The organism is Pseudoduganella sp. S-14, assembly GCF_049913285.1.
Classification (GTDB): domain Bacteria; phylum Pseudomonadota; class Gammaproteobacteria; order Burkholderiales; family Burkholderiaceae_D; genus Rugamonas.
Window position 1 is genome coordinate 56,911 of sequence record NZ_CP183991.1, and the last position, 20,296, is coordinate 77,206.

The window sequence follows — 20,296 nt, forward strand, 5'->3', positions numbered from 1 at the left end:
ACAATGGTGGCACTCAAGGGTTCAGCAGCGTTTGAGGTGGAGCAAAGGTGTAGCGGGCTGTGATCAGGAAAGCATGTCGCTCCAGATGTTCTGCGCCCAGCTATTTGCGTAGTGCGCTTCGAGTTCGCTGGGGCCGGGGCTGATGCCGCCGCTGCCGGGGACGACCAGCAGTGTCTTTCTTTCAGCGTTGTAGACGTGCACGCTGGCGACGTGGATCACATCCTTGTCGCTTACATAGCTGTAGCAGGTGTTGGTCAGCAATGGCGTCTGCTCGGGCACGCGCCCGTTTAGCAGGTCGACCACGGCGGCGGCGCAGACCTTGGCGTGCTGGTTGGCCATGTGGCCGGACTTGGGCATCAGCGGGGAAACCTGAATGGCGTCGCCGATCACGTGGATGTTCCTTGCCTGCGTGGATTCGAAGGTGATGAAGTCGACTTCGCACCAGCGCTTGTTAATGTTGGCCAGGCCGGTCTGCGCGGCGATCACGCCGGCCCGGTGGGGCGGCACCACGTTCAGCACGTCGGCCTTTACCTTGTCGCCCAGTTCGGAGAGAGCGGTGCGGGCGGCCACGTCCACGTCCACCGTCTTGAAGCTCGGGCGGTACTCGATGATGCCGGCGTAGCGTTCTTTCCAGACCTTCTTGAACAGCGGGCCTTTGCTGACCACGTCTTCGTTGGCGTCGAGCAGGAGGACCTTGGATTTCGGCTTGTGCTGGCTGAAGTAGTGGGCTACCTGGCAAACGCGTTCATAGGGGCCGGGCGGGCAGCGGTAGGGTGCGGGGGGCACGGTCATTACGAATACGCCGCCGTCGGGCATGGCTTCGAGCTCGCTGCGCAGGGCTGTTGTTTGCTGGCCGGCTTTCCACGCGTGCAGGATCTTGTCCTGGGCGCCTTCCACGCTCATGCCGGGCAGCTCGCCCCACAGGAACTCAATGCCGGGGCTGAGGATCAGGCGGTCGTAGCTGAGGACTTCGCCGCTTAGCAGCTTGATGGTGCGCTTTTCGGGGTCGATGCTGGAGGCGCTGTCGTGCAGGAGCTTCACGCCGTGCCTGCGCTGCAGCTCGTCGTAGCTGCGGGTCAGGTCTTGCAGCTTGCGTGAGCCGCCCAGCACAAGATTTGAGAGCGGACAGCTGACGAAGCTGGCGTTCGGTTCAACCAGTGTGACGTCGATGCTGCCCTGGCTCCACAGGCGTACATGCTTGGCGGCTGTAGCGCCGCCGTAGCCGCCGCCGACGACCACTACGCGCGGCCTGGCCTGGCCGCCGATGCTGGCACAGCCGGTCGTGGCGGTGAGGATTGCTGCTTGCACAAATGTGCGACGGTCCATGGTGCCTCCTCAATCAGGTTTGCATTGCATCTTCCACATAGCTGATACGGTCGCGTCCTTCGCGTTTCGATCGGTACAGGGCTTCGTCCGCCAGGTGCAGCAGCTCGGTAGCTGTTACCTGCCATTGCGGCGTGAACGCCACCACGCCGAAGCTGGCGGTCACCGGCAGGCCTGCCTCGCCGCCGATGTCGACCGGGTCGCTGCGGATAGCCCGGTGCAGGGTTTCGATGCGGGCAGCGCCGGCTGGCAGGGTCAGGCCTGGCAGCAGCACGATGAACTCTTCACCGCCATAGCGGCCTACGGCGTCGTAGGAGCGCGTTGCAGCGATCAGGCGCCGGGATGTTTCCACCAGCACGGCGTCGCCGGCCAGGTGGCCGTACGTGTCGTTGACGCGCTTGAAGAAGTCCAGGTCGAGCAGGACCAGCACGAAGCTTTCGCCCGTGCGCTGGCATTTTCCGATTTCGCGCTCGAGGATTTCCATCATCGCGCCGCGGTTCCAGGTGCGTGTCAGGGCATCTTTCAGCGCCCTGACGCGCAGCGCTTCCTGCGCCTCTTCCAGTTCGCGCGTGCGCTCCTGCACCATGGCTTCCAGCTCTGCTTCGTGGCGCTTGTGGACCAGCAGCCGCATGCGGTGGAACAGCAGGAAGCCGAAAATCACGGCCGCAGCGCACAGTGCATAGAAGGGATAGCTGCGCCACCACGGCGGAGCGATGGCGAATGCGAGTTCGGTAGGTTTCGGCTGCACGGCGCCTTCCACATCCACGGCCATGGCTTGGAAGCGGTAGTCGCCGGCAGGCAGCGCGGCGTAGCGCATTTCTGGCAGCACCGATTCGTTCCACTGGTCTTCCATGCCGGCCAGGCGGTAGCGGTAGCGCAGGCCTTGCCGTCCTTCAAACTGGAGGCTGGCGAGGCGGAATACCACCGGGTCCTGCGACCATGGCAGGCGCCCGGCATTTGCTGCCAGCGGGCGGCCGCCGCGCAGGGCTTCTTCAATCACGGCTTCCGGTGTGCTCACGTCGAACAGGGTTTCCGGGCGCAGCACGTGGGACAGGCCATTGCTGGTGACGATCCACATCGAGCCGTCATTGTCCTCGTAGAAGCCCACGCCGTTGAGGTCATTCCACGCCAGGCCGTGGGTCTGGTTCAGCATGCGCCAGCGGCTTCCATTCCAGACGGCGAAGCCGGCGTCGGTGGCGATCCAGAGCCAGCCGCGGCTGCCTTCGAACAAGGCGTACATCGTGCGGTCGCGCAGCACCGGGGCTTCGATGCGTGTCGCCTTTGCTTCGCCCTGCACTTTCAGGCGCCACAGCGTGCCGCCGGTGCTGGCCCACAGGGTGCCGTTGCGCGAACAGGCGATGCCGTCGAAGGTGCCATCGCCTAATGCGGCGCCGAATTCCAGCACTTTCCACGCGTTGCCGTCGTAATGCAGGATGTCGGACTGGCTGGGCAGCCAGATGCCGCCCTGCGCGTCCATGCAGCCCGGGCCGACCGGGTTTTCGGGGTGGCGGTTTGCGGACGGCATCTTCACCACTTGCGGTTGCGTGCCGGCTGGCGCATTGTCGGGCAGGGTGTAGACGCCATTCCAGGTGGTGAGCCATAGCTGGCCCTTGCGGTCGGCCAGCACCTGGGAAATAAAGGGCAGCCGGGCGACCAGTTCGGTCTTCCGGGTGTCCGGCAGGTAGCGCATCAGCATGCCGGAATAGCTTCCGGCCCATAGCCTGCCGTTGCGGTCCGTTTCCATGGTGGACCATTGCTGGTCGACCAGGGCCGGCGGGGTTGGCGGCGTCGTGAACCCGTTCGCGCCCGGCTCCATCACGGCGTGGCCGGAACGGGTGCCTACGTGCAGCCGGCCTTCGCCGTCGCGTTTGACGGAGATGATCACGTCATCCGGCAGTCCTTGCTGCATGGTCCAGCTTTCCCAGTTGCCGTAGCCGCGCCAGTGCAGCAGGCCGCGGCCGCGCGTTGCCAGCCAGGTGCCACGTCCGCGGTCGCGCAGGATGTCGGTAACGCCGCCGCCGGCATCAAGGCCGTTCTCCTTGCCGTAGGTCTCCCAGCGGCCCTGGCGCCAGCGCAGCAGGCCGTTATCGGCGTTGGTCAGCACGTTGCCGCTGTCGTCGATGTGCAGCTCGCTGCGCAGCATGTGCTTGCGCATTACGTCTTGCGTCGGCGTGCGGTCCACGAAGCGCGTTGCGCCCTGGGGCAGCGTGAAGATGCGCTTCTCGCTGCGAATCCAGAGGTTGCCGGCCTTGTCGCTTGCAATGCTGGTCCATTGGTCGTGCGGCAGGCCTTCCTGTTCGCTGAATACGCGGATATCTTTTCCGCTGGCCTGGCAGAGCGATTCCTTACATGCCATCCACAGCGTGCCTTTGTCGTCGACGTGGACGCTGCGGACCGATTTCAGTTCGGCGTGCGCCTGCAGCGTGGCGGCGTCGAAATACAGGCGGATACTGGTGCGGTCGCCCTTTGCGGCCAGAGCGAACAGGTCGCCTTCGCTTGCCAGCAGCGTTTCACCGGCGGGGCTTTCCGCCATGGGCTGGAGCGGCCATACGGGCAGCTTCTTGCCCTCCCATAGCACGGGAACCAGGCGGCCCTGCTGCAGCCGGTACAGGCTTGTGTGATTGCCGATCCATAGCGCGCCGGACGAGCTGCTGTGCAGGGCGGTGACGAAGGTGTCGTCCATTCCCTGCGTGCTGCCATAGCGGCGGAATTCTGCGCCGTTGTAGCGGAACAGGCCATTCTCGGTGCCTGCCCACAGGTAGCCGCTGGCATCCTGGGCCAGTGCCGTGAGCGACAGGTTGCCGAGGCCTTCGCTTTGTCCGAAGTGTTGTAAGGAGATGTGCTGGGCACCTGCGCCACCTGTGGTCAGCGCCAACGCCGCAGCCAGCAGGCTATGGGCCAGTTTGAATCGCATTTTTACTTTTTCTGGCCGGCGAAATACGCTGCCAATATTTCAATTTGTTCGTCAGTGTACCCTTTGGCGAGCTGGGTCATGATGGTGGCGGGGCGTTTGCCGGACTTGAAGTCCCTCAGCGCAGCCAATAGCCGGTCTTTGGGCTGGCCGGCCAGCGGCGGCAGCGCGTTGCCTTGCGTGGCGCCGTTGGTGCCGTGGCAGCCGGTGCAGCTGGCTGCGAGGCGCGCGCCGTTCGGGATCGCCTCTGCGGCGGCGGCGGGGAGCGTGGCGGACAGCGCGAGCATCAGTGCGGCGATTGTCTTCATGGGCGGACTCCTGGGGTTTCTAGCGGCATGCCCTGGGCGCGCAGGGCGAGATAGGATTCGAGGTCAACCAGGTCGGGGGCGCCGTAAGGCGGGACTTCGGCTCGCACGCCGCTCATGCAGTTGCGCAGGCGGCGTTGCAGGCTTCCTACGCCTTGCCATTCCAGGCGGTAGATGGGATACGCGTTGGCGTGGCCTTGGGGGATTGGTGCGCCGGCGAGGCGTTTGCCTGCATTGTTGTCGTGGCATTGGGCGCAGCTCAGGTTCAGCTGGCCGATGCGGGTGGTGAAAAGTTTTTGGCCTCGTTCTGCGGCTTGTCTTGTTTCCTTGTCCGTTGCCGGTGTCAGGGGGATGCCGCGGCTTTGCAGGGCGATGTAGGTTTCCAGGGCCAGCAGGTCGGGGGATTCGGGCTTCAGCGGTGCGGCTTTCAGGGCGCCGGTGCGGCATTGGTTGACCTGGTCGGCTAGCGTGATCACCTTGCCGGCTGATTGGCTGAAGCGGGGGAATCTTGCGGCTGCGCCGCGCATGCTGGTCTTGGCGTCGGTGTGGCAGGTGGCGCAGGATTTTCCGTTGCCGCCCATGGGGGCGGTGCGCCAGAGCACTTCGCCGTTGGCGACCCAGAGCATGGCGGGGTTTTGGGTGTCGTCGGCTTGCATCGCTTGCGTGGCGGGGGACATGTATTCGCGGCCGGATTGGCGGTCTTTTAAAACCGGTAAACCTGGGTCAGGCCCATAGGGTCCGACCCTGTCTGCGCCCAGGCAGGTGGTGGTGACAAGCGTTAGTAGCAAAGCGGCGATGGACCTCATGGTTGCACCTGCAGCTGCTTTGTTTCGGTTTGGGTGAAGGCGTTGTCGCCGGTCCAGGTGAATTCCAACGGGCCGCTGGTTGTTGCCTTGACGAAGAAGGCTATATACGGGTTGGCGCTCACGGCGGGGTGCAGCTCGGCGCTGAGGACCTGCTTGCCGTTGTAGCGGCATTCGAACTTGCGGATGATGTCGCGCGGCAGGGGCTTGCCGTCGGGGCCGGGACGGAAGCCGGTTTCCATCGTGTGGGCGACCAGGGCGCGTACTTCGATTATCTCGCCGGGCTTGGCGCTGGCGGGCATGTGGATCAGGGCGCTGGCCATGTCAGATAGGCTCCCCTTCTACGCAGGCGGCCAGGGCGACGATCACGTCGACTGTCTGCTGCCACCATTGGCCGTCGCTGGTGCGGGCCAGGGCGGTGAGCGTCTGGCTGGTGGCGAGACGGATGCGGGTGCTGATTTCTGGCTTGCCGGCCAGGGGCGTCAGCTTGAATCTCACGACGTCGGGCAGCGGGTTCTTTTCGTTGAAGATGGCGATGTCGGTGACGTGTGCTTGCTCGGTCATCGGGCTGTCGACCCTTACCGTGATCGGGACTGCGTTGCCGTTGTCGATCAGTTGGGCGATGTCGATCTGCACGCGGCCGCGCTGGATGCTGGCGTTGCTGGTGTAGGCGGCGATGGCGGCTGTCATCTCGGCGGGCGTCGCTTGGGCGGGGCGGACTAGCGCCAGTAGCGGCAACGCGGCGAGGAGTTGGCGGCGGGTGGTCATTTCTTGTCTGCGGCCTTGAGCGTGACGAGGTAGGCGACGACGTCTTCGATTTGCTGCGCGGTGAGGATGGCCTTGTCGCGGTATGCGGGGGCCACGCGCGTCAGGCCGGTGGTTTTGGCGTACGAGGGCATGATGGTGCTGGGGTTGATGGCGCTGCTGTCTGCAATTCGCTGGCGGAGCTCGTACTTGGTGTAGCGGTCGCCGACGCCGGCGAGGTCGGGGGCCAGGTTGCCTTGGAAGCGTTCCTCGGGGATGGGGGCGCTGTGGCAGAGGAGGCAGAGGCCTTGCTGGCGGTTGGCGACGATGGCGCGGCCGGATTCTGCGTTGCCTTCCTGGGCTTGGGCGGTGTTGAGCGTCAACAGGGCTGCAAGCAAACACCGGTAAACCTGGGTCAGACCCAAGGGTCTGACCCTGTCTGGGCGGCTGCTGGGGGCTGGCGGCATTTTTGCGCCTGCCCTTATGCCTTTTTCAGGCTGTGGTTCTTTAGCGGGAGGTCGCGGATGCGCTTGCCCGTGGCGGCGAAGATGGCGTTCAGGACCGCGGGGGCGGCGACGGCGATCGTTGGCTCGCCTACGCCTCCCCAGAAGCCGCCGCTTGGCATGACGACCGTTTCGACTTTCGGCATTTCATCCATCTTCAGCACGTTGTAGGTGTCGAAGTTGGTTTGCTCTGCTGCTCCGTCCTTGATCGTGATCTCGCCGTATAGCGCTGCGCTCAGGCCGTAGACGAAGCTGCCTTCCACTTGCGCTTCGATTTGCTGCGGATTCACGGCGTGGCCGGGGTCGGTCGCGGCAACGATGCGGTGGATCTTCAGCTTGCCGTCCTTGCTGACCGAGACTTCCGCGACGGCGGCGACGTAGCTGCCGAAGCCCATCGTTTGCGCGATGCCGCGGTAGATGCCTTTCTTCGGCGGCTTGGACCAGCCGGCTTTTTCTGCTACTGCGTTCAATACTGCCAGGTGCTTTGGGCTGTCCTTCATCAGCTTGCGGCGCAGGGCCAGCGGGTCCTGCTTCGTGGCGTGCGCGATTTCGTCGAGGAAGCACTCGACGTAGATCGTGTTCTGGTTCAGGTTCACGCCGCGCCAGAAGCCTGGCGGCACGGCGGGGTTGCGCATGGCCTGGTCGATCAGCAGGTTCGGGATGGTGTAGCCGAACGAGGCTTCCGGGCCGGGCGGGTTCAGGCCCTGGAAGACTGCAGGATCCTTGCCGTCCTTGACGTTCTGCGGGAACAGCGCGGCGAGGATCGATTGGCCGGCGATGCGCATGTGCAGTGCGGTCACCTCGCCTTTTGCATCCAGCCCGGCGGTCAGCTTGCACTGGGTGACCGGGTGGTAGCGGCCGTGCTGCATGTCTTCTTCGCGGGTCCAGATCAATTTGATGGGCGTGCCCGGCATTTCCCTGGCGATCTTGACGACCTGGGTCACCCAGTCGTGCGTGGCGCCGCGCCGTCCGAAGCCGCCGCCGAGGTGCAGCTTGGTCACGTCGCATCTGGACTGCGGCAGGCCGGCTGCTTCACTGGTCGCTGCCAGGGCGGCTTCGCCGTTTTGCGTCGGGGTCCAGACGTCGCAACGTTCCGGGGTCCACACGGCGGTGGCGTTCATCACCTCCATGGTGGCGTGGTTCTGGTGCGGGTAGCTGTAGACGGCTTCGATCTTGCGCTGGGCGCTGGCCAGGGCGGCTTTGGCGTCGCCGTTGCTGTTGCCGACTGCCGCTTCCGGTGCATCCAGGCCGGCCTTGATCCAGGCGGCGGTGTCCTTGCTGTTCATGCCGGCGTTGGGGCCTTTGTCCCATTCGATCGGCAGTGCGTCCAGGGCACTGCGGGCGCGCCACCAGGTGTCGGCTACCACGGCCACGGCGCTGTCGCCGACCTGCAGCACTTTCTTCACGCCGGGCTTGCCGGCAATGGCGGCGGCGTCGAAGCTCTTGACCTTGCCGCCGAAGACAGGGCAGTCCTTGATCGCTGCGTTCAACATGCCAGGCAGCTTGAAGTCCATGCCGTAGACCTGCTTGCCGGTAGTCTTGTCGACCGTGTCCAGGCGCGCCAGGCGCTTGCCGGCCAGCTTCCAGTCTTTCGGATCTTTCAGCTTGATGTCGGCAGCGGCGGGCGCCTGCAGCTTGCCTGCTGCATCGGCGACCTTGCCGTAAGTGAGCGTGCGGCCGGATGGCGTGTGGGTGATCACACTCTTCGCGGCCATGCATTCGGCTGCTGGCACGCCCCACTGGGCGGCGGCGGCCTGTACCAGCATCATGCGGGCTGCGGCGCCGCCCTTGCGGACGTATTCATGCGATTCGCGCACGCCGCGGCTGCCGCCGGTGGAGAAGCTGCCCCAGACGCGATTGCGCGCGAGCTGGCGGCCGGGCGACGGGTATTCGGTGGTGACCTTGCTCCAGTCTCCATCCAGTTCTTCCACCACCAGTTGCGCCAGGCCGGTCAGCGTGCCCTGGCCCATTTCGGAACGGGCGATGCGGACCACGATGGTGTCGTCCGGCTTGACCACGACCCAGGCGTTGATCTCGGGCGCATCTGGTGCAGCGGCGGCCTGCGCCTGCTGCGCTTCTGCGAACGGGATATGGAAGCCGAACATCAGGCCTGCGGTGGCGCCCAGCGAGCGGCCCAGGAAGCTGCGACGGGTCATGACGCTCATGCTTTGCTCCCTTCCACAATGTCCAGGCCTGCGGTCTTCACGTCGCCGCCCTTGGCGATCACGTGGATGGCCTTGCGCACGCGGTTATAGGTGCCGCAGCGGCAGATATTGGTCATCGCCGCGTCGATGTCGGCGTCGGTCGGGTTCTTCTTCTGCTTCAGCAGCGCGGCGGCGGCCATGATCATGCCGGACTGGCAGAAGCCGCATTGCGGCACGTCCAGCGCGGCCCAGGCCTTTTGCACGGGATGGCTGCCGTCCAGGCTCAGGCCTTCGATGGTGACGATCTTCTGGTCGGCCGTCACGCTGGAGACAGGGCGCACGCAGCTGCGTGTCGGTTCACCGTCAATGTGCACGGTGCAGGCGCCGCATTGCGCCACGCCGCAGCCGTATTTGGTACCGGTGAGTCCCAGCTGTTCGCGGATTACCCACAACAGGGGCGTATCTTCTTCAGCCTCGAACTCGCGTACCTGGCCATTGACGTGCAATTTCATTTCCTGCCTCCGGGGATAGGGTGGGATGTGAATTCGCGAATCTTACTCTCGTTTTAGCTAACTTGTGTTCGTTCGGGCAATTTTGACTTAGGTCAAAGATTTTGCTGCGTCGCATCAATAGACTTTACTTACCGAATATCAATGACCACATGAAAGAGGTAGTGAAATGAAGAAAGCGATTTTGGCAGTTGTCCTGGGTGGCGTGGCTTTTGGTGCAATGGCACAGGAAACGCCTTGGCAAGTGCGCGCACGTGCCGTGCACATCAACCCCGCAGACAAGTCCGACCCGATTGCCGGCGTGGGCCCATCCGACCTCATCACCGTCAGCAGCAAGACCATTCCGGAAGTGGATATTTCCTACTTCTTCACCCCGAATATCTCCGCCGAACTGGTGCTGACCTACCCGCAGAAGCACACCGTGTACGTGGCTGGCGAGTCCGCCGGTACTTTCAAGCATTTGCCGCCGACCCTGCTGGCGCAGTACCACTTCACCCCGTCCTCGCAGCTCAGCCCTTACCTGGGCGTGGGCGTGAACTGGACCACCTTCTCCAAGAACAAGATCCTGGACGGCCAGGGCAGCCTGGAACATGACAGCTTCGGCCTGGCCTTGCAGGCTGGCGTGGACTACAAGCTGGACAAGAACTGGTCGCTCAACCTGGACATCAAGAAAGTGCAGATCCGCAGCGACGTGCTGGTTGCCGGCACCAAAGTCAGCAAGGTCAAGGTCGACCCGGTCATGTTCGGCGTGGGCGTAGGCTACCGCTTCTAACGGCTGACACCTAGTTGCTGAACAAGCCGCCCTGCACTTCCGCGCGCAGCTCCTGGGCCAGCGCGCGGCGGCGCGGGTCGGTGGCGAAGTAGCCGATGTCGACTGCGACGCCATTCGATTCAAGGTGAATCAGGTCGCCGTAGCGGGCAGGCATTTGCAGCCGCAGGAAGTAGAGTTCGAGCTGCGTCACGCTCATCTTGCCTGCGGAGACCTGCTCCACCAGCAGCTTGCCGTTGGCGAGCACGATGTGTTCATAGTCGGTGGCGTGGCGGGCGAAGTAGAGGAAGGCGGCCGCCACGGCCGTCATCTCCAGCACGGTGAACAGCAACACCTGCCACAGGCCGATCATCACGAAGCCGGTGGCGACCGCAAACGAGAACACGCACATCAGGCCATAAGCCATCCCCATCTGCCGGGGCGACAATGAACAATTGCGCCGCAGCAGCCATTCCCTGCGTTCCCTGAGCAAGTCCCGGTTCATGGGGACATTCTAGGCACAACTCGCTGGCAAAGGCAAAACGTCTTTCGTGGTTCCGGGCCCCGCAGCGGGCATTTCGTCGGCGCGGGGCAACGTGAAGATGAAGGTGGCGCCTTCGCCGGGCTTGCTGCGCGCGGTGAGCGTGCCGCCGTGCGCTTCGGCCAGCTGGCGCGAGATGTAGAGGCCCAGGCCCAGGCCGGCGGGCATGCCTTCCATTTTTCCGCGCTCGAAGGGCTCGAAGATTTTCGGCAGCACTTCCTCGGGAATGCCAACGCCCTGGTCGATGACTTCGATGCGGGCGGTCAGGCTGTCGGCATGCAGGCGCACGTCGACCGGCTTGCCGCCGCCATAGCGCAAGGCGTTATTGATCAGGTTGACGATGACCTGCTCCACGCGGAACTCGTCCCAGCATCCGGCCACGGGCTGCACGATGGACAGGCGCAGTTCGCTGTGCATGTCGGCCGCGTGATGCGACAGGTCGCCGACGATGCGCTGCAACAGCGCTTCCAGGTCGACGCGGGCGGGACGGATCGAGAGCTTGCCGGCGCGGATGCGCGATACGTCAAGCATGTCGTCGATCAGGCGCACCATGGCGTGGATCTGGCGCATGTCGCGCGCCACCATGCGCTCCAGCTGTTCCGGCGCGAAGTGGTCCATGTTGCCGCGCTCGAGCTGCAGCTTGCGCATCTGCGCTTCCAGGTAGAGGGTGTTGAGCGGCGTGCGCAGTTCGTGCGCCACCATGGACATGAACTGGTCGCGCATTTCCAGCGCGCGTTCCAGTTCCTGCTGCACGGCATTCAGTTCGCGCACCGTGGCTTCGCGCTGTTCGACGATCTGCCGCACTTCCTGCTTTTGGCGGAACAGGTCGACGAAGACGTTGACCTTGCTTTTCACGGCCTCCGAGTCGAGCGGCTTGTAGAGGAAATCCACCGCGCCCGCTTCGTAGCCCTTGAAGGCGTAATTCAGCTCCCTGCCGGCGGCGCTCACGAAGACGATCGGGATATGGCGGGTCTTGCCGGTGCCTCGCATCAGCTCCGCCAGCTCAAAGCCGTCCATGCCAGGCATCTGCACGTCGACAATGGCCAGCGCGAATTCGTGTTCCAGCAGCAGGGCGAGCGCTTCTTCGCCCGTGCGGGCCTGGTAGATCACGCGGTCGTCGGCGCGCACCAGGGCATTCAGCGCGCGCAGGTTTTCCGGCAGGTCGTCTACCAGCAGGACTTTGGTCGGTTCCATCAGTGCGTCTCCAGCATCAGCAATAGTTGCTTGATATGTTCCAGCGGCAGCACCAGGTCCGGCTGGCGCGCGCGGATTGCTTCCAGCGGCATCACGCCGACATTGGCTTCTTCCGGGTCCTGCACTACCGTCAGGCCATCTGCCTTGCCGATGGCGGCCATGCCTTGCGCGCCATCGTCGTTGGCGCCGGTGAGCAGCATGCCCACCAGGCGAGGCCCGTACACGTCTGCCGCTGATTCCATGGTAATGTCGATCGCGGGACGAGCAAAGTGCAATGGCGCGTCGCAGCTCAGGGAGAAACTGCGTTCATTTTCCAGCAACAGGTGGTAACCGGCTGGCGCAAAATACAGCGTACCCGGAATCACGTCTTCCTTGTCGCCCGCCTCGCGCACCGGCAGCTGCACCCTTTGCTGGAACACGTCCACCAACTGGTTTTGCCGGCCGCTCCTGACATGCAGCACGACGACTATCGGCAAGCGATAGCCGCGCGGCAGCGCCGGCAGCACCTGCATCAAGGCGTTAACGCCTCCGGCCGATGCGCCGATGACAACCGCCTCGAACTGGCGGCCTTGCAAGGCCACGTCAAGCGAAGGTTCGGTTGGCATTATTTTTTCCTGAACAGGCGGTCGCGCTTGGCGAGCGCTTCGAATTTCGGCCCGTACGAGGAGAAGTCGATGCTCTCCTTGCTTCCCAGGCCCAGGAAGCCGCGGTGGCAAAGCGACTCGTGGAACAGCCCGAGCGCCCGCTCCTGCAGTTTCTTGTTGAAATAGATCATCACATTGCGGCAGCTGATGAACTGCGTTTCGGCGAATACCGCATCGGTGGCCAGGCTATGGTCGGCGAACGTGACGTTTTCGCACAGCGAGCGGTCGAACAGGGCGGCGTTGTAGGCGGCCGTGTAGTAGTCGGAGAAGGCACGCTTGCCGCCAGCCGCCTGGTAATTGGCGGTATAGGTACGCATGTTCTCCAGGGGGAAAACGCCTTTCCTGGCTTTTTCCAGCGATTGCGGGTTGATGTCGGTGGCGTAGATGAGGCTGCGCTCAAGCAGGCCTTCTTCCTTCAGCAGGATGGCGAGCGAATACACTTCCTCGCCGCTACTGCAGCCGGCTACCCAGATCTTCAGCGAGGGGTAGGTGCCCAGCACCGGCATCACATGCTCGCGCAGGCCGATATAGTAGGTCGGGTCGCGGAACATTTCCGTGACGGGAATGGTCAGGTATTGCAGCAGCTGGCTGAAGGCGCCCGGCTCGTGCAGCACGCGCGACTGCAGCTGCGAGACGGTGGCACAGCCCATTTCCGCCATGGCGTGCAGCACGCGGCGTTTTTGCGAGGCGCCGGTGTAGTCGCGGAAGTCGTAGCTGTACCTGAGGAAGATCGCTTCCATCAGCATACGCAGCTCGATTTCGACGCTGCTGATTTGCGCGCTGTCGTTCATCACACCGTGTCCATGGCTGGCATCCACACCCGGAGCAATGAGTACAGGCGCGACAGGTCGATCGGCTTGGCCAGGTAGTCGTTGGCGCCGGCGGCCAGGCATTGCTCCTGGTCGTCCTTCATGGCCTTGGCGGTGATGGCGATCACCGGCAGGCGGGCGAAGCGCGGGTCGGTGCGCAGGCGGCGCGTGGCTTCCAGCCCGTCCATGCCGGGCATCATGATGTCCATCAGCACCAGGTCGATCTCGGGCACGGCATCGAGCTTGTCGAGGGCTTCCTGGCCATTGCGGGCGATTTCCACCAGGGCTCCCTTTTGTTCAACGGCGCTGGTCAGGGCGAAGATGTTGCGCACGTCGTCGTCCACCAGCAGGATGCGGCGGCCTTCGAACACGTGGTCGCGGCTGCGCACTGCCTTCAGCATGGTTTGCCGTTCGGTGGAGAGCTGGGACTCGACCTTGTGCAGGAACAGGGTGACTTCGTCCAGCAGGCGCTCCGGCGAACGGGCGCCCTTGATGATGATGGAGCGCGAGTATTTCGACAGCTCGGCCTCTTCGGCGCGCGTCATGCTACGTCCAGTATAGACAATCACCGGCGGGAAGCTGGCGATCTCCTGCTGCGACATGTGCTGCAGCAGCTCGCTGCCTTGCATGTCGGGGAGTTTCAGGTCCATGATCATGCAGTCGAAAATGGTGGCACGGAGCTGCGCCAGCGCTTCGGCGCCGCTGGCGACAGCCGTGATGGCGATGTCTTCGTCTTCGATCAGCCTGACCATGCTGTCGCGCTGGCGGGCATCGTCTTCCACCAGCAAGAGGTGCTTGATCTTTTGCGTAAAACGGCGTTCCAGGCGCTCGAAGACGGTCAGCAGCTGGTTGCGCTCGGCGGGCTTGCGTACAAAGCCAATGGCGCCCAGGTGCATGGCCGCTTCGCCGCTGTCGGCGCCGCTGACCACGTGCACCGGGATGTGGCGGGTTTGCGGGTTGTCCTTCAGCATTTGCAGCACCGACAGGCCGGAGCGGTCGGGCAAGCGGATGTCGAGCATGACGGCCTGCGGCTGATGTTCTTCGGCCAGTTTCAGGCCTTCCTCGGCGGTGAAGGCGACCAGGGCGCGGTAATTGGATTCTTGCGCCAGGTCATACAGGATGCGGGCGAAGTCGGGGTCGTCCTCGATGATCAGGACTTTGCGCTCCGGCGGCGGGGCTGCGGCGCGGTCGTCGTCGAAGGGGCGCAGCGGAGCACCGGCTTCGCTCGGCCCGGGGGCGTCCGTCGCGCGTCCGGCGGCCATCGGCGCGTTGCCTGGCGTGGGGAATGCTGCGTCAGGCGGCGCGGTTGCCTGCCCGGCGGGCTGTTCCGCCGCGCCGCTTGCCTGCTGCGCCACCGGGTGGCCGGCGTCGCGCGGCAGGGCTGCCGCCCACTGCGTCGGCAGCAGCAAGGTGAACGTGCTGCCCTGCCCTTCCACGCTGGACAATTCGACTTCCCCGCCCAGCAGGCGCGCCAGGTCGCGGGAAATCGACAAGCCCAGTCCGGTCCCGCCGAAACGCCGGCTTGGCGTGCCGTCGCCCTGCTGGAAGGCATCGAAGATCGCGCCCTGCAGCTCGGCCCGAACGCCAACGCCGGTATCAATGACAGCAAAGCGCAGCCAGCCCGCCTCGCCCGGCGACACGCGCAGGATCACTTTGCCGCGCTCGGTGAACTTGACCGCGTTGGACAGCAGGTTCTTGAGGATCTGCTCCAGCCGCTGCCGGTCGGTATAGACCTTCTCCGGCAAGCCAGGCACAAGGTCGACCACGAAGTCGAGCTGCTTTTCCTGCGCCAGCGGGGCAAAGGCCGCTTGCAGGTTGTCGACTGTCGCCTGCAAGGCCACATCTTCCGGCGCCAGTTCCAGCTTGCCCGCCTCCACCTTGGAGATGTCGAGGATATCGTTGATCAGCGCCAGCAGGTCATTGCCGGCGTTGTAGATGGTCTGCGCAAACCGGACCTGCTCCTCGTCCAGGTTGCCCTGGGCGTTATCGGCCAGCAGCTTGGCCAGGATCAGGGAACTGTTCAAAGGCGTGCGCAGTTCGTGCGACATATTCGCCAGGAACTGCGACTTGTATTCGCTGGTCCGCTCGACGTCGCGTGCCCGCGCCTCTACCTCGACGCGTGCCGCGGCCAGGGCGGCGTTGCGCTGGTCCAGCATTTCCGCCTGCAGCGCCAGCTGCTGGTTGCTCTGCTCCAGTTCCAGCTTCTGCGTTTCCAGGCTGGCCTGCGAGCGCTCCAGCACGCGCGACTGCTCCTCCAGTTCCTCGTTGGCGGTGCGCAGTTCCTCCTGCTGCACCTGCAACTCCTCGTTCAGCGACTGCGTTTCTGCCAACACCTCGGCCAGTCGCTGGCGGGCAACCGTGGCCTCGATCGCCATGCCGACGTTGCCGGCAACCAGCTCGAGGAAGTCCAGTTCGCGCCGCCCCACTTCGCGCAGGAAACCCAGTTCCACCACACCATTCACGCGGCCATCGCTATGCACCGGCAGCAGCACGATCTGTTGCGGCATGCCATCGCCCAGCGATGACGACACCTTGATATAGCCGGCCGGCAGCTGCGCCATGTGCACGGCGCGCCGCGTGCGCGCCGCCTGGCCCACCAATCCTTCGCCGGGCAGCAAGTGCTGCCCCTTTGCTTCATCCTCCTGGCTGAAGCCATGGGCTGCCGTGCGCTCCAGCGAGCCGTCCGGCTTGACCACGTAGAACGAGGCCACCGCCACGTCCAGGTAGCGCACCATGAAATCCAGCAGCGTTGACGACAGCTGCGGCACCGCCATCTGGCCCGTGCCCTGCTCGGCCAGCTGGCTCTGCCCCTCGCGCAGCCAGGCCTGGTGCTGCAGCTGGTAGGCATGCGTGTGCTGCTCCTGCAACGCATCGCGGTAGACCACCGACAGGCGCAGCAAGTCGCGCCGCCCCAGCCAGGCCAGCAGGCTGCTTACCGCCAGGCTCACGGCAAGGAAGATCGCCACCGTCCAGAAACCCACCGTGCGCACCGCCTCGCCGCGATTGGCGCGCTGCCGCTCCTCGTGGGCGATGAATGCGCGGAACTGCTCGCGCAGGTCTTCCAGGGCCACTTTGCCGGTGCCATCGCGCAGCATGCCGAGGTAGTCGCCCTGCTGGCGGCGGGCTGCGATCATCTGGTCCGCGGCGCGCATCCACGCCTGGTGCTGGGCGCGGATCTGGCGCAGGCGTTCGACCTGGGTGGCGTCGTCCTCCACCAGTTCGCGCAGCGACTCGGAAGAAGCCTCGAAACGCGGGCGCGCGGCAATGTAGGGAGCAAGGTAGGCATCATCGCCCGTCAGCAGGAAGCCGCGCATGCCGCTTTCCATGTCGACCGCCAGCTTGCGCAATTCCTGCGCATTGCCGATCGCGCGCTCGGTGGATTCCACCGCGCTCCATGTACTCATCAGGTAGGCGAACAGCACCACGAAAATGCCGGCAGCAACAATCCCGCCTAGCAGCGGGACCTTCACGTTCCGATTGAGGATGCGGCGAAAGCCCTGGTCATCGATGGTCGAACTTCTTTGCATTGAAATGGTCAGACAGTCATCGGAAGCTCCCAGTGTACGCCTACGGCGGAGCTTGCGCGGCAATCGTGCGCGGGGGCTATAATTGCTTTCAAACCAATCACTTCCTTTCGCCCATGCGCAAGATCCTGACTGTCGTGCCGCTGTTTTTGCTGGCTGGCTGCGTTAACGATTCCGCAACCTTCTATGCGGACGGCACGCGCGAACATACGCTGACCGTGCGGCGGCAGCAGGAATTTTTCTGGAAGGAAGACGCGCAGTACACGCTGATGGCCGCGCGCCTGCCCGAATGCCAGCGCGCCATTCCCTTGGGCGAGATGCCGCTGGAAGGGCTGGAGTTCGAACTGTTCGCCAGCGGCGACAGCATCTGGAGCCTGCGCGCCGGAAAGTATGTCTGGCAGGTGGAAACCCAGGGCTGCACCCTGGTCGCCGAGGGCGGCAACACCACCGCCGCCGGGACCAAGTTGGGGACTTACGTGGCGGAGAGCAAGAAGTCGAAGATGCGTTTCGACGCGGAGGCTGCGCCAGCGGCGGCACCGGCCGGCGCCTCAGCCGATGCTCCGCCCGCGCCGCAATAGCCGCCCTGCTCAGGCAATATCCACCACTACTTTACCTCCCCCTGGTGCTGCATGCGCCCGGTTTGCTTCCGCGAGCGTGAAGCGCCCGGCATTCAACTGCACCGACAGCTTGCCGGCATCGACCAGCCGCGCGGCCTCGCGCAGGATGGTTCCATGCGCCGCGCGCCTCTTGCCCGACAACAAGGGCAGCAGGGTGAATACGCCGGAATAGCTGGCTGCCCGGAACGACAGCGGCGCCAGGGCATGGGTACCCCAGCCGAGGGCACTGACCACGTGCCCGCCGTACGCGCGAACCACGCGGAACGACGCATCCAGTACATCGCCGCCGACAGTGTCGTACACAATGTCGAATTCTTCGCCTTCGGCCTGCTCGATGAAGCGCGCGTCCATGGCTTCGATCGATTCGCGCTGGCCGGCACGGCCCGTTGCCGCAACCTGGGCGCCAAAGGCCAGCGCGAGCTGCACGACCATGCGGCCGACACCGCCTGCACCGCCCTGCACCAGCACCGACTGGCCGGCCTGTACGCGCGCCCGGTCTACCAGCCCTTCCCATGCGGTGATGAAGGCCAGCGGCAGCGCTGCCGCTTCGCGCAGGCCGATGGTGCGGGGCGCATGTGCCAGCAGGTCGGCGTCGACAGCGGCATATTCGGCCAGGGAGCCCTGCACGCCGCCCACGCCTCCCGTCATGCCGAATACGGCGTCGCCCGGGGCGAATGCGGTAACGCCAGGGCCGACCGCTTCTACCACGCCTGCCATGTCGATGCCCAGCACCGCCGGCAGCGGCATGCGCGCATGCGCGGCCTTTCCGGCGGCGATCTTGAGGTCGAGCGGATTGACGGCGCTGGCATGGATGCGTACCAGAACCTGCCCTGCGGCCGGTTCCGGCTTGGCGATTTCGGCTTGGACCAGCGGCTGGCCGGCCGCTTTGAGAATCATGGCTTTCATGGCAAGAACTCCTGTGGGTTTCGATGACTGGCAGTGTAGGCATTGGCAGGCCCCGGAAAAACAGGGGCCGGCTGCAAACAGAATCCACGAATTGTGGATAATGGCGTGATGGACAAACTTGATGCCTTGCGCGTCTTTTGCGCGGTAGTGGAAACCGGTGGCTTCTCGCGCGCAGCGGAAAGGCTGGGCATTTCGACATCGTCCGTCACCGCGCAAGTCAATGCGCTGGAGGCCCACTTCCAGGTAAAACTGTTGAACCGGACGACGCGCAGCATGTCGCTCACCGGCGAGGGGCGCGCGTGCTACGAGCAGGCGCAGCGCCTGCTGTCCGGAATGGAAGAGCTGGAGGCGCAGCTGCAGCATTCGGCTCGCGAGCCGCGCGGCACCTTGCGCGTCAACATGCCAGGCCTGGTGTCGCGGATCTACGTGGCCCCGGCATTGCCGCGCTTCCTGGCTCGCCATCCCGGCATTGCGCTCCAGGCCAGCGCCAGCGACCGCCTGGTCGATATGGTGGAGGAAGGATACGACGTGCTCTTGCGGCTGGGCGAAATCGGCGATGAGCGCCTGATCGCGCGGCAATTGCTGCAAACACGCTTCATTTGCTGCGCATCCCCAGCCTTCATCGCGCAACACGGCACCCCTGCGACACCGGGCGAACTGGCAGGATTCGCGTGCCTGCAATTCATCCTGCCGCGCGCCGGCCGCCTGCGCGCGTGGCAGTTCTCGGATGGCCTGGCGTTCACGCCGCCGGCGCGCGCCGCGTTCGACCATGTGGATTCCCTGGTCGAAGCATGCAAGGCCGGCGCCGGTATTGGCCAGTTCCTGTCGCTTTCGGTGGAAGGGGAGCTGCGCAGCGGCGCCCTGGTTCCGCTACTCGCCGACTACCACGCGCCCGGCCCCGCATTGACCGCGCTGTACCAGCAGCGGCACCAGCGAGCGGCCAAGGTGCTGGCATTCGTCGACTTCCTTGGCGAGGTTTTCGCCTAGGCGGCCTTTTCACTGTCGAGGTGGGAAAGCTGGTAGTCGTTGTAGCGGCCACCGGCAGCGGCGCCTTGCGGCACGATCAGTTCCAGCGCTGCCAGGTCGGATGGCAGCAGCACCGCGTCGAGCGCGCCCAGCGCTTCCTGCAGGCGGGTACGGGTGCGGGCGCCGACCAGGGGCACGATATCGCTGCCTTGCGCCATCACCCAGGCAATCGCCAGCTGCGCCACGCTGATGCCCCTGGCCTGCGCCACCGCGCGCATGCGTTCCACCAGTTCCAGGTTGTGCTTCAGGTTATCGCCCTGGAAGCGCGGGCTGTGCAGGCCGCGGTAATCCTGCTCGCCTTCGCGCTGCGCGCTCCAGTGGCCGCTGATCAGGCCACGCGACAGCACGCCGTACGCGGTGATGCCGACGCCCAGTTCACGCGCCGTTTGCAGCAAGCCGTTTTCGATGCCGCGCGAGATCATCGAGTACTCGATCTGCACGTCGGCGATCGGGTGCACGGCATGGGCGCGGCGCAGCGTGTCGGCATTCACTTCGGACAGGCCGATGTGGCGCACATGGCCCTTGCGCACCTGCTCCGCGATAGCGCCGACGGTATCCTCGATCGGCGTGGCGGGGTCCAGGCGAGACGGGCGGTAGATGTCGATGTAGTCGGTGCCCAGGCGGCGCAGCGAATAGGCCAGGAAATTGACCACGGCCTGCGGGCGCGCATCGTAGCCGATAAAGCCGCCGTCCGGATCGCGCAGGGCGCCGAACTTCACGCTGACCTGCACTTGCTCGCGGTTGCGCCCCTGCAGCGCCTCGCCCAGCAGCATTTCATTGTGGCCCATGCCGTAAAAGTCGCCGGTGTCGAGCAAGCTGACGCCGGCATCCAGCGCCGCGTGGATGGTGGCCAGGCTTTCGGCGCGGTCGGCCGGGCCGTACAGGTCGGACATGCCCATCAGGCCCAGGCCGAGTTGGGAAGCTTGCGGGCCGGTGCTGCCAAGTTTGCGGGTTTTCATGTGTGCTCTCCAGGTGGGGTTTCGATGGGAACCATTGTGCTATTATCGAATCCAACAATAAATGCTTCGTTTATTACATCTTTATT

Annotated in this window: 19 protein-coding genes; 3 read left to right on the forward strand and 16 right to left on the reverse strand. The window is 64.7% G+C overall.

Going from position 1 to position 20,296, the window contains the following annotated elements:
* Positions 1–63: 63 nt before the first annotated feature.
* The 9 genes from ACN9MZ_RS00255 to ACN9MZ_RS00295 form a co-directional block, all read right to left on the reverse strand.
* Positions 64–1,326 (reverse strand): NAD(P)/FAD-dependent oxidoreductase, encoded by a 1,263-nt coding sequence (locus tag ACN9MZ_RS00255; protein ID WP_426340360.1) that lies wholly within the window; start codon positions 1,324–1,326, stop codon positions 64–66.
* A gap of 13 nt (positions 1,327–1,339) precedes the next feature.
* Positions 1,340–4,237: a ligand-binding sensor domain-containing diguanylate cyclase gene (locus tag ACN9MZ_RS00260; RefSeq protein WP_426340361.1), complete on the reverse strand. Its 2,898-nt coding sequence runs from the start codon at positions 4,235–4,237 to the stop codon at positions 1,340–1,342.
* Between the two features lie 2 nt (positions 4,238–4,239).
* Positions 4,240–4,542: a c-type cytochrome gene (locus ACN9MZ_RS00265; RefSeq protein WP_426340362.1), complete on the reverse strand. Its 303-nt coding sequence runs from the start codon at positions 4,540–4,542 to the stop codon at positions 4,240–4,242.
* A complete protein-coding gene (soxA, locus tag ACN9MZ_RS00270; protein WP_426340363.1) occupies positions 4,539–5,216 on the reverse strand; it encodes a sulfur oxidation c-type cytochrome SoxA in 678 nt (225 codons plus the stop codon). The genes ACN9MZ_RS00265 and soxA overlap by 4 nt, the downstream gene beginning before the upstream one ends.
* Before the next feature lie 125 nt (positions 5,217–5,341).
* Positions 5,342–5,665: a thiosulfate oxidation carrier complex protein SoxZ gene (gene soxZ, locus ACN9MZ_RS00275; RefSeq protein ID WP_426340364.1), complete on the reverse strand. Its 324-nt coding sequence runs from the start codon at positions 5,663–5,665 to the stop codon at positions 5,342–5,344.
* A 1-nt stretch (position 5,666) separates the two neighbouring features.
* A complete protein-coding gene (locus ACN9MZ_RS00280; protein ID WP_426340365.1) occupies positions 5,667–6,110 on the reverse strand; it encodes a SoxY-related AACIE arm protein in 444 nt (147 codons plus the stop codon).
* Positions 6,107–6,469 (reverse strand): sulfur oxidation c-type cytochrome SoxX, encoded by a 363-nt coding sequence (gene soxX / locus ACN9MZ_RS00285; RefSeq protein ID WP_426340366.1) that lies wholly within the window; start codon positions 6,467–6,469, stop codon positions 6,107–6,109. The genes ACN9MZ_RS00280 and soxX overlap by 4 nt, the downstream gene beginning before the upstream one ends.
* Before the next feature lie 98 nt (positions 6,470–6,567).
* Positions 6,568–8,754, reverse strand: a complete 2,187-nt coding sequence (locus ACN9MZ_RS00290; protein WP_426340367.1) for a molybdopterin cofactor-binding domain-containing protein — start codon at positions 8,752–8,754, stop codon at positions 6,568–6,570.
* Entirely contained in the window at positions 8,751–9,245 is a 495-nt protein-coding gene (locus ACN9MZ_RS00295; RefSeq protein WP_426340368.1) for a (2Fe-2S)-binding protein, read from the reverse strand. Before ACN9MZ_RS00295 ends, ACN9MZ_RS00290 begins: the two co-directional genes overlap by 4 nt.
* A 166-nt stretch (positions 9,246–9,411) precedes the next feature.
* Here ACN9MZ_RS00295 and ACN9MZ_RS00300 point away from each other — a divergent pair, with 166 nt between their 5' ends.
* Positions 9,412–10,014: an OmpW/AlkL family protein gene (locus ACN9MZ_RS00300; RefSeq protein WP_426340369.1), complete on the forward strand. Its 603-nt coding sequence runs from the start codon at positions 9,412–9,414 to the stop codon at positions 10,012–10,014.
* Positions 10,015–10,024: 10 nt separating this feature from the next.
* Here the strand turns inward: ACN9MZ_RS00300 and ACN9MZ_RS00305 are convergent, their stop codons facing one another.
* From ACN9MZ_RS00305 to ACN9MZ_RS00325, 5 genes are read right to left on the reverse strand one after another with little or no spacing between them, the layout of a single operon-like run.
* Complete coding sequence (locus ACN9MZ_RS00305) at positions 10,025–10,495, reverse strand: DUF2244 domain-containing protein (protein ID WP_426340370.1); 471 nt, start codon at positions 10,493–10,495, stop codon at positions 10,025–10,027.
* Positions 10,496–10,504: 9 nt separating this feature from the next.
* Positions 10,505–11,725: a hybrid sensor histidine kinase/response regulator gene (locus tag ACN9MZ_RS00310; protein ID WP_426340371.1), complete on the reverse strand. Its 1,221-nt coding sequence runs from the start codon at positions 11,723–11,725 to the stop codon at positions 10,505–10,507.
* On the reverse strand, positions 11,725–12,330 hold the full coding sequence (locus ACN9MZ_RS00315; RefSeq protein ID WP_426340372.1) for a chemotaxis protein CheB: 606 nt from the start codon (positions 12,328–12,330) through the stop codon (positions 11,725–11,727). Before ACN9MZ_RS00315 ends, ACN9MZ_RS00310 begins: the two co-directional genes overlap by 1 nt.
* Positions 12,330–13,160, reverse strand: coding sequence for a CheR family methyltransferase (locus tag ACN9MZ_RS00320; RefSeq protein WP_426342980.1), 831 nt, complete (start codon positions 13,158–13,160; stop codon positions 12,330–12,332). The genes ACN9MZ_RS00315 and ACN9MZ_RS00320 overlap by 1 nt, the downstream gene beginning before the upstream one ends.
* Positions 13,160–16,705, reverse strand: coding sequence for a response regulator (locus ACN9MZ_RS00325; RefSeq protein ID WP_426340373.1), 3,546 nt, complete (start codon positions 16,703–16,705; stop codon positions 13,160–13,162). The genes ACN9MZ_RS00320 and ACN9MZ_RS00325 overlap by 1 nt, the downstream gene beginning before the upstream one ends.
* A 113-nt stretch (positions 16,706–16,818) precedes the next feature.
* Here ACN9MZ_RS00325 and ACN9MZ_RS00330 point away from each other — a divergent pair, with 113 nt between their 5' ends.
* Entirely contained in the window at positions 16,819–17,280 is a 462-nt protein-coding gene (locus ACN9MZ_RS00330) for a hypothetical protein (RefSeq protein ID WP_426340374.1), read from the forward strand.
* Between the two features lie 9 nt (positions 17,281–17,289).
* Here the strand turns inward: ACN9MZ_RS00330 and ACN9MZ_RS00335 are convergent, their stop codons facing one another.
* On the reverse strand, positions 17,290–18,225 hold the full coding sequence (locus ACN9MZ_RS00335) for a zinc-dependent alcohol dehydrogenase family protein (protein WP_426340375.1): 936 nt from the start codon (positions 18,223–18,225) through the stop codon (positions 17,290–17,292).
* A 108-nt stretch (positions 18,226–18,333) separates the two neighbouring features.
* On the opposite strand from ACN9MZ_RS00335, the gene ACN9MZ_RS00340 reads away from it, so the two are divergent.
* On the forward strand, positions 18,334–19,212 hold the full coding sequence (locus ACN9MZ_RS00340; RefSeq protein ID WP_426342981.1) for a LysR family transcriptional regulator: 879 nt from the start codon (positions 18,334–18,336) through the stop codon (positions 19,210–19,212).
* Here the strand turns inward: ACN9MZ_RS00340 and ACN9MZ_RS00345 are convergent.
* Entirely contained in the window at positions 19,209–20,210 is a 1,002-nt protein-coding gene (locus ACN9MZ_RS00345) for an aldo/keto reductase (RefSeq protein WP_426340376.1), read from the reverse strand. The two genes, ACN9MZ_RS00340 and ACN9MZ_RS00345, sit on opposite strands and share 4 nt — an antisense overlap.
* Positions 20,211–20,296 lie beyond the last annotated feature (86 nt).

Coding starts and splice junctions, on each gene's coding strand:
- soxA (WP_426340363.1), bottom strand. CDS start 5,216: ATGTCCCCCGCCACGCAAGCGATGCAAGCCGACGACACCCAAAACCCC.
- ACN9MZ_RS00320 (WP_426342980.1), bottom strand. CDS start 13,160: ATGAACGACAGCGCGCAAATCAGCAGCGTCGAAATCGAGCTGCGTATG.
- ACN9MZ_RS00330 (WP_426340374.1), top strand. CDS start 16,819: ATGCGCAAGATCCTGACTGTCGTGCCGCTGTTTTTGCTGGCTGGCTGC.
- ACN9MZ_RS00310 (WP_426340371.1), bottom strand. CDS start 11,725: ATGGAACCGACCAAAGTCCTGCTGGTAGACGACCTGCCGGAAAACCTG.
- ACN9MZ_RS00255 (WP_426340360.1), bottom strand. CDS start 1,326: ATGGACCGTCGCACATTTGTGCAAGCAGCAATCCTCACCGCCACGACC.
- ACN9MZ_RS00345 (WP_426340376.1), bottom strand. CDS start 20,210: ATGAAAACCCGCAAACTTGGCAGCACCGGCCCGCAAGCTTCCCAACTC.
- ACN9MZ_RS00280 (WP_426340365.1), bottom strand. CDS start 6,110: ATGACCACCCGCCGCCAACTCCTCGCCGCGTTGCCGCTACTGGCGCTA.
- ACN9MZ_RS00300 (WP_426340369.1), top strand. CDS start 9,412: ATGAAGAAAGCGATTTTGGCAGTTGTCCTGGGTGGCGTGGCTTTTGGT.
- ACN9MZ_RS00260 (WP_426340361.1), bottom strand. CDS start 4,237: ATGCGATTCAAACTGGCCCATAGCCTGCTGGCTGCGGCGTTGGCGCTG.
- ACN9MZ_RS00325 (WP_426340373.1), bottom strand. CDS start 16,705: ATGCAAAGAAGTTCGACCATCGATGACCAGGGCTTTCGCCGCATCCTC.
- ACN9MZ_RS00295 (WP_426340368.1), bottom strand. CDS start 9,245: ATGAAATTGCACGTCAATGGCCAGGTACGCGAGTTCGAGGCTGAAGAA.
- ACN9MZ_RS00290 (WP_426340367.1), bottom strand. CDS start 8,754: ATGAGCGTCATGACCCGTCGCAGCTTCCTGGGCCGCTCGCTGGGCGCC.
- ACN9MZ_RS00305 (WP_426340370.1), bottom strand. CDS start 10,495: ATGAACCGGGACTTGCTCAGGGAACGCAGGGAATGGCTGCTGCGGCGC.
- ACN9MZ_RS00335 (WP_426340375.1), bottom strand. CDS start 18,225: ATGAAAGCCATGATTCTCAAAGCGGCCGGCCAGCCGCTGGTCCAAGCC.
- ACN9MZ_RS00315 (WP_426340372.1), bottom strand. CDS start 12,330: ATGCCAACCGAACCTTCGCTTGACGTGGCCTTGCAAGGCCGCCAGTTC.
- ACN9MZ_RS00265 (WP_426340362.1), bottom strand. CDS start 4,542: ATGAAGACAATCGCCGCACTGATGCTCGCGCTGTCCGCCACGCTCCCC.
- soxZ (WP_426340364.1), bottom strand. CDS start 5,665: ATGGCCAGCGCCCTGATCCACATGCCCGCCAGCGCCAAGCCCGGCGAG.
- ACN9MZ_RS00340 (WP_426342981.1), top strand. CDS start 18,334: ATGGACAAACTTGATGCCTTGCGCGTCTTTTGCGCGGTAGTGGAAACC.